This is a genomic window from Streptomyces sp. NPDC002870 (genome assembly GCF_042888505.1).
GTDB lineage: Bacteria > Actinomycetota > Actinomycetes > Streptomycetales > Streptomycetaceae > Streptomyces.
Map to the genome: position 1 here is coordinate 1 of NZ_JBIAPW010000076.1, position 5,370 is coordinate 5,370.

The 5,370-nt window shown below is 67.0% G+C and carries 4 protein-coding genes; 2 read left to right on the top strand and 2 right to left on the bottom strand.

Going from position 1 to position 5,370, the window contains the following annotated elements:
• Nucleotides 1-433: 433 nt before the first annotated feature.
• Both ACFYWY_RS38000 and ACFYWY_RS38005 read right to left on the bottom strand, forming a co-directional pair.
• On the bottom strand, nucleotides 434-1,333 hold the full coding sequence (locus ACFYWY_RS38000; protein WP_389196029.1) for an aminoglycoside phosphotransferase family protein: 900 nt from the start codon (nucleotides 1,331-1,333) through the stop codon (nucleotides 434-436).
• Nucleotides 1,334-1,450: 117 nt separating this feature from the next.
• Nucleotides 1,451-1,945, bottom strand: a complete 495-nt coding sequence (locus ACFYWY_RS38005; protein WP_389196032.1) for a hypothetical protein — start codon at nucleotides 1,943-1,945, stop codon at nucleotides 1,451-1,453.
• 709 nt (nucleotides 1,946-2,654) lie between these two features.
• On the opposite strand from ACFYWY_RS38005, the gene ACFYWY_RS38010 reads away from it, so the two are divergent.
• Nucleotides 2,655-3,764 carry a PP2C family protein-serine/threonine phosphatase gene (locus tag ACFYWY_RS38010; protein ID WP_389196035.1) on the top strand — a complete coding sequence of 370 codons (1,110 nt, stop codon included), beginning with the start codon at nucleotides 2,655-2,657 and terminating at the stop codon, nucleotides 3,762-3,764.
• A 394-nt stretch (nucleotides 3,765-4,158) separates the two neighbouring features.
• Nucleotides 4,159-5,169: a serine/threonine-protein kinase gene (locus tag ACFYWY_RS38015; protein ID WP_389196038.1), complete on the top strand. Its 1,011-nt coding sequence runs from the start codon at nucleotides 4,159-4,161 to the stop codon at nucleotides 5,167-5,169.
• Nucleotides 5,170-5,370: the final 201 nt, after the last annotated feature.

Consider the following 5,370-nt stretch of genomic DNA (forward strand, 5'->3'; position numbering starts at 1 on the left):
TCCTGGTCTGGCTGTGGATGTCCAATCTCGCTCTGCTGATCGGCGCGCAGTTCAACGCGGAGCTCGCCAAGGCCATGGCCGACTGAGCGCGGAGGGCTGCAGTACCTCGAAGGCCGATGCGGGGCGGCGGGGCATGCTGCGGGCTCTACGGGGCAACCGGTGTGCGGGGGTAATCCGGCCCCCGAGCACCGAACCAAAGGGGATGCCCAAGATGTCTTCAAGGCTGACCACGTTCGTCCGTGAACTGCAGCGGCACGGGATCGCGCGTCGACGTCGCTCCGCCCCGCCCTCCCGCATCGGGAGGGGTCCGCACGGCGTCTCGCATGTGGCTGTCGTCCGCTGGCTCGTTCACGCTGTCCGCACCCGCGCCGGCTCGAGCCGGCACTGACCTCGTCACAGCCCCCGTAAACTGCGGCTGTAGTACTGACTGGCCTCAGCCTTCTCCCAGCACCGTCCGTATCACGTGCCGGGCGTTGTGCGCCATCGCCGGGTTCGTCCTTCGGTAGTACGGCAGCGCGATCAGCGCCTGCGAGAGCGTCCGCCCCCGACCCCGGTTCCAGGTCGCGTCGTCCACGCCGAGCGCCTCGCGGAAGACTTCCCTCGCATCGGCCGGCAGCAGATTCCATGCCGGGAACAGATCGCAGGCCGGATCGCCCACCCCCATGCACCCGAAGTCGATCACCGAGGTGAGCCTGCCACCGTCCACGAGCAGATTGCCCGGCATCAGATCGGCGTGCAGCCATACCGGCGGCCCGTCCCAGCCCGGGGTCCGCAGTGCGTCCTCCCATTCGGCGGCCGCGGCATCGCAGTCGACGCCCTCCTGCGGGAGCCCGCGCAGTTCCTCGATCGCCGCCCGGGTCTCCGTGTCGAGCGAGGCGACCGGCCCGCCGCGGTGGGCCACCGACGCCCCCGGCAGGGTGATGCTCCGCATCGCCGCCACGAACCCGGCCAGATCCTTGGCCAGCAGCACGGGCTCGCTCAGCGCCCCCGCCTCGGGGTTCTCCCCTGCCAGCCACCGGTACACCGACCACGGCCACGGATATCCCTCGGCGGGCTCCCCGGCCACGAGCACCTCGGGGATGGCCGTGGGCAGCCGGTCCGCGAGGCGGGGCAGCCACTCCTGCTCCATCGATACGTCCTTGGCCCCGCCCTCCACCAGCGGCAGCCGTACGACCATGCCGTCGCCCAGCCGGTACATGGCGTTGACCGTGCCGCCGGACGGAAACCGCTCCACCGCCAGCCCCGCCCACTGCGGGAACTGCCCAGCGATCAGCCGCCGTACGAGGTCGTCGTCGATGGGGTGCAGGCCGGGATGCATCTGCCCTGTGCTCATGGGGCGCCATCTGATCGCCGGACGCCGACTGGCGTCAAATACTTTCCGGCTGGTACTGCCAGACCCGCGCTTGGAAGGGAGGACAGGCTCAGTCCTGGGTGTGCTGTGGCGTAGGGGTCAGCGCAGGAGGTAGAGGGTGAGGGCGCCGCCCGACTCGGCGATGCGGGCGATGTGAGCGTAGCCGCGGACAGTGGCGTACGCACCGGTGCCGCCGGTGATGGCGATGTCGAAGTCGCTGGGCGGGGTGCCGATGGGGGTGGTCTTCAGGTGTTGCCAGGAGATCTGCCCACGGGGAAGGCTGAAGGTGCCCGAGCAGAGGGTGCTGTCTGCTGCCACTCGAGTGCACACCGCCCCCTCGGTGCCATAGGCGGCACCGTTGCGGAAGAGGTTCGCGGTGATGATGATCTGATCGCCGATCCCGGGTCCGGATGTACCGTTGTCGACCACCGTGGTTCCCGTGCTCGTCGACGTCAGCCGGATGGCTTCTGTGCGCCCTGTGCCAATGCCCCTGGCCGGGGAGTACGGGTCATGGGATGCGGAGGCAGAACCCGCGAGAGCTGCCAGCGAGACCGCCGTTGCCGCCACGGCACCCCACTTTGAAACGGTAGGCATTCTTCCTCCCCTCAAATAAATGGCTTTCTGGGTGCGCTTCAGAATTGCCATTGTGTGATGTGGCGTCAATTATCAACACATCAGGAGTGCCTGGTTCATTCATTCGGCCGTCTCTCGCCGCATCGCCAGGACGATGGCCTGGTTCGGCCGCTCCTGACCCGGCGGCAGCGGTGCGGTGAGGGGGCGGGGCAGGGTTGCCCGGCAACTCCGGTCCGGGGCCTGACACTTCCGCGAACGCATCGCGAAGGACGCTCCGATGCTCCGATACTCACGACGCGGCCTTCGCGCTTTTCCCGTGCCTTGTTCCTGGTCACTGAGCGGGAAGCGCGCTATGTCGCCCCGGCACGGCCAGGTCGCGTGTCCGGCTGGCCGATTACGGATGCTCTGGATCGGGGCGTGGCATACGCGGACGGGCTCGAGGGCCGGGTGCGGTGGGCTGCCAGTACGCGGTTGGCGGGGCTGGACGAACTTGGGGTGCGGTGGTGCAGTAGGGCGGCGATGAGCGGTCCTGGCGGGCGCGGCGGATGCCAAGAGTGGGCTTGATGATCTGGACTGCTTCGCAGTGCCGTCCCCGCATGCGAGTGGGTGCCGTCGAGTGGAGTGTGGCGTTTCAGCGAGGCAGGCTGTATCCATGCGGTCGCTCTTCCGCTCCGCTCCTCGACCAGGGGCGGGCGGTCATAGCCGGGTCCTGGTCACACTCGCGGAGTGTGTGCCGTTCGCGATCGCATTGCTCGTGGTGGGTATCGAACTCTCGCCTGCACACTTCCTGTATACCGGCCCCCTCCTCACCGCGACGCCGGCATTGGCCGCGGTCGCGATGGGCCCCAAAGGCACCCTCTCGGCAGCGGCATTCGCGCTGGCCATAAGCGTTACCACGGCCACCTACAACCAAGCGTGGGGAAGCCAGCAGGTCTACACCAACTTCCTGGCTCTGCTGCTGGTCTCCGCAGCCAGTGTCACGACCAGTATTGCCGTGCATACCCACAGGCAGCGTGAACTCGGCCAGGTACGCCGGATTGCTGCGGCGGCACAGCGCGTGCTGCTGCGGCCTGTACCCGACCGACTCGGCCCCCTGCAGGCGGCCAGCAGATATATCGCGGCAGAAACGGGGGCCCAGATCGGCGGCGATCTGTACGAGGCCGTGCAGACCCGGTACGGGGTCCGGATGATCGTCGGAGACGTCCGTGGCAAGGGGCTTCCTGCGGTGCGCTCGGCCGCAGCCGTGGTGGGCGCTTTCCGGGAGGCCGCGCACTATGAGGAAGACCTGGTGGAGGTCATCAATCACTGCGCGGCTGCGCTGCGACGGGAGCGCGCCATGCCGCGTGGGATCGATCAGGACGACGAGGTGGAACAGGCGGAATCGTTCGTCACCGCGCTCGTGGCTCAGGTGCCGGACGGACACGTAGTGGAGTTGGTCAACCGTGGTCATGTGCCTCCGCTGGTGCTCCATGAGGGCAAGGTTCAGTCCCTGATGCCGACTTCGCCATTGCCGCCCCTCGGCTTGGAAGACTTCATCACCGGTCCTCCCGCCAAGGCGGAGAGCTATGCGTTCGCACCCGGTGACCGTCTGCTGCTGTACACCGACGGCGTCATAGAGGCCCGCGGTCGCGACAACGAATTCTTCGCCCTGCCCGAGGCAATGGAAGCAGTGCACGACCGCACCCCGCCGGAGTTCCTGGAACAACTGCACCAGGGATTGATCCGCCACACCGGGGGCTGCCTGGCGGACGATGTGGCAATGATCCTCGTTGACCGGCTCGACGAAGAGCCGGCAACGAAGTCGGCGCAGGCCGACCTCCCTGAGGCGCAGAGACACTGATCACCTCCCGGGAACGCAGCGACCCGTCGTCCCTGATGGGACCGGCCACGAACACCAACTACCACAACGGCCGCGTCCCCTCGCCGTCACCCGGCGCGTGCTGGACAACCGACGGCGGGTGGGTGGGCCGGCCGTGAGATCGGGCTTGATCTCAATCAGCAGTTGTGTGGATCACTGGATAGAATTCGGGTATGGGTGAGCGGCCTGTCGGTTCGGCTGCGCCGGGACTTGTCTTCGAGGCCGGTTCCGGTTCCCTGGTGATGAGTTCGGGCCGGCACCGCGGGGTGGGTGTGTGGGGTGCCGGGCCGGTTAGGGGCGTCTGCTTCGGTGAGCCAGATGGTGGTCCGTGTGTCTGTCTCGCGGCTTTCGCACGGTGGGGTGATGGTGGCGTGTGATGAGTGCGGCGTCGGATGGGTTGAGTCTGTATTCGGGTCGGGATTCGGGTCTGATCGGGGCGCAGATTGCGGGATACCGGGTGGAGCGTGAGATCGGCCGTGGGGGTATGGCCGTTGTGTACTGTGCAAGGGATTTGCGCCTGGACCGTACGGTTGCGCTGAAGCTGCTAGCCCCGGAGCTGGCCCGTAACGACACCTTCCGCCGCCGTTTCACGCACGAGTCACGTGTGGCCGCTGCGATCGACCATCCTCATATTGTGCCGATCTTTGAGGCCGGTGAGATGGATGGTGTCTTGTATATCGCCATGCGTTATGTCTCGGGGCTGGACCTGCGGGCTTTGCTCGACCGGGACGGTCCGTTGCCGGTTGCGACTGCGCTGCGCATCGCCGCTCAGGTGGCGTCGGCACTTGATGCGGCCCATGAACATGACTTGGTGCACCGGGATGTCAAGCCCGGCAATATTCTGGTTGCCAGGGGCACTGACAGTGATCACCCTGAGCATGTCTATCTCACGGATTTCGGGCTGACGAAGAAGTCGCTGTCGCTGACCGGGTTCACTGAGGTGGGCGAGTTCGTCGGCACACTCGACTATGTGGCACCGGAGCAGATTTCGGGCCGCCCGGTGGATGGCAGGTGCGATCTGTACAGCCTTGCCTGCGTGGTCTACGAAACCCTCGCGGGTGGGCCGCCCTTCCAGCGGGATGAGGACATGGCGCTGCTGTGGGCGCATCAGTACGACCAGCCGCCTGCCCTGAGCGAGAAACAGCCGGGGATCGGGTCGGCGGCGGACGGCGTTCTGGCGAAGGCCCTGGCGAAGGTTCCCGAGGACCGTTACGACTCCTGCCTGGAATTCGTGGCGGCTCTGCGTGCCACCGCGAGCGGTATCGGCAAGGGTTCGCGTCCGCCGACACAGGTAGACCTCGGGGTTGTCGGAGCCGCGCAGCACCCCGGGCCGGCACCGGATCCGCCTGTCTGGGCCCAGCCGGTCTTCGGCCGTCCGCGCGGTTAGGTTTCTGTCCGGCGGACCATGCTGAGTCTCGTCCTGTTGTCCTGCCTGTATGCACTCCTGTCGAACCTGACCGGCAGCTTTCCGAGGTCAAAGGCCGCCTCCGCGAGGCGGTTTCTAGGGATTGTCGCAACACGTGGTCGGTTTGATCAGGCCGCGAGCAGTTTGTGCAGGCGCTCGGCTGGGGTCTCCCAGCCGAGCGTT

What these genes read in the sequence shown, in the direction of transcription:
- ACFYWY_RS38000 (WP_389196029.1), bottom strand. Translation starts at nt 1,333, where the DNA reads ATGAGCACAGGGCAGATGCATCCCGGCCTGCACCCCATCGACGACGAC.
- ACFYWY_RS38005 (WP_389196032.1), bottom strand. Translation starts at nt 1,945, where the DNA reads ATGCCTACCGTTTCAAAGTGGGGTGCCGTGGCGGCAACGGCGGTCTCG.
- ACFYWY_RS38015 (WP_389196038.1), top strand. Translation starts at nt 4,159, where the DNA reads ATGAGTGCGGCGTCGGATGGGTTGAGTCTGTATTCGGGTCGGGATTCG.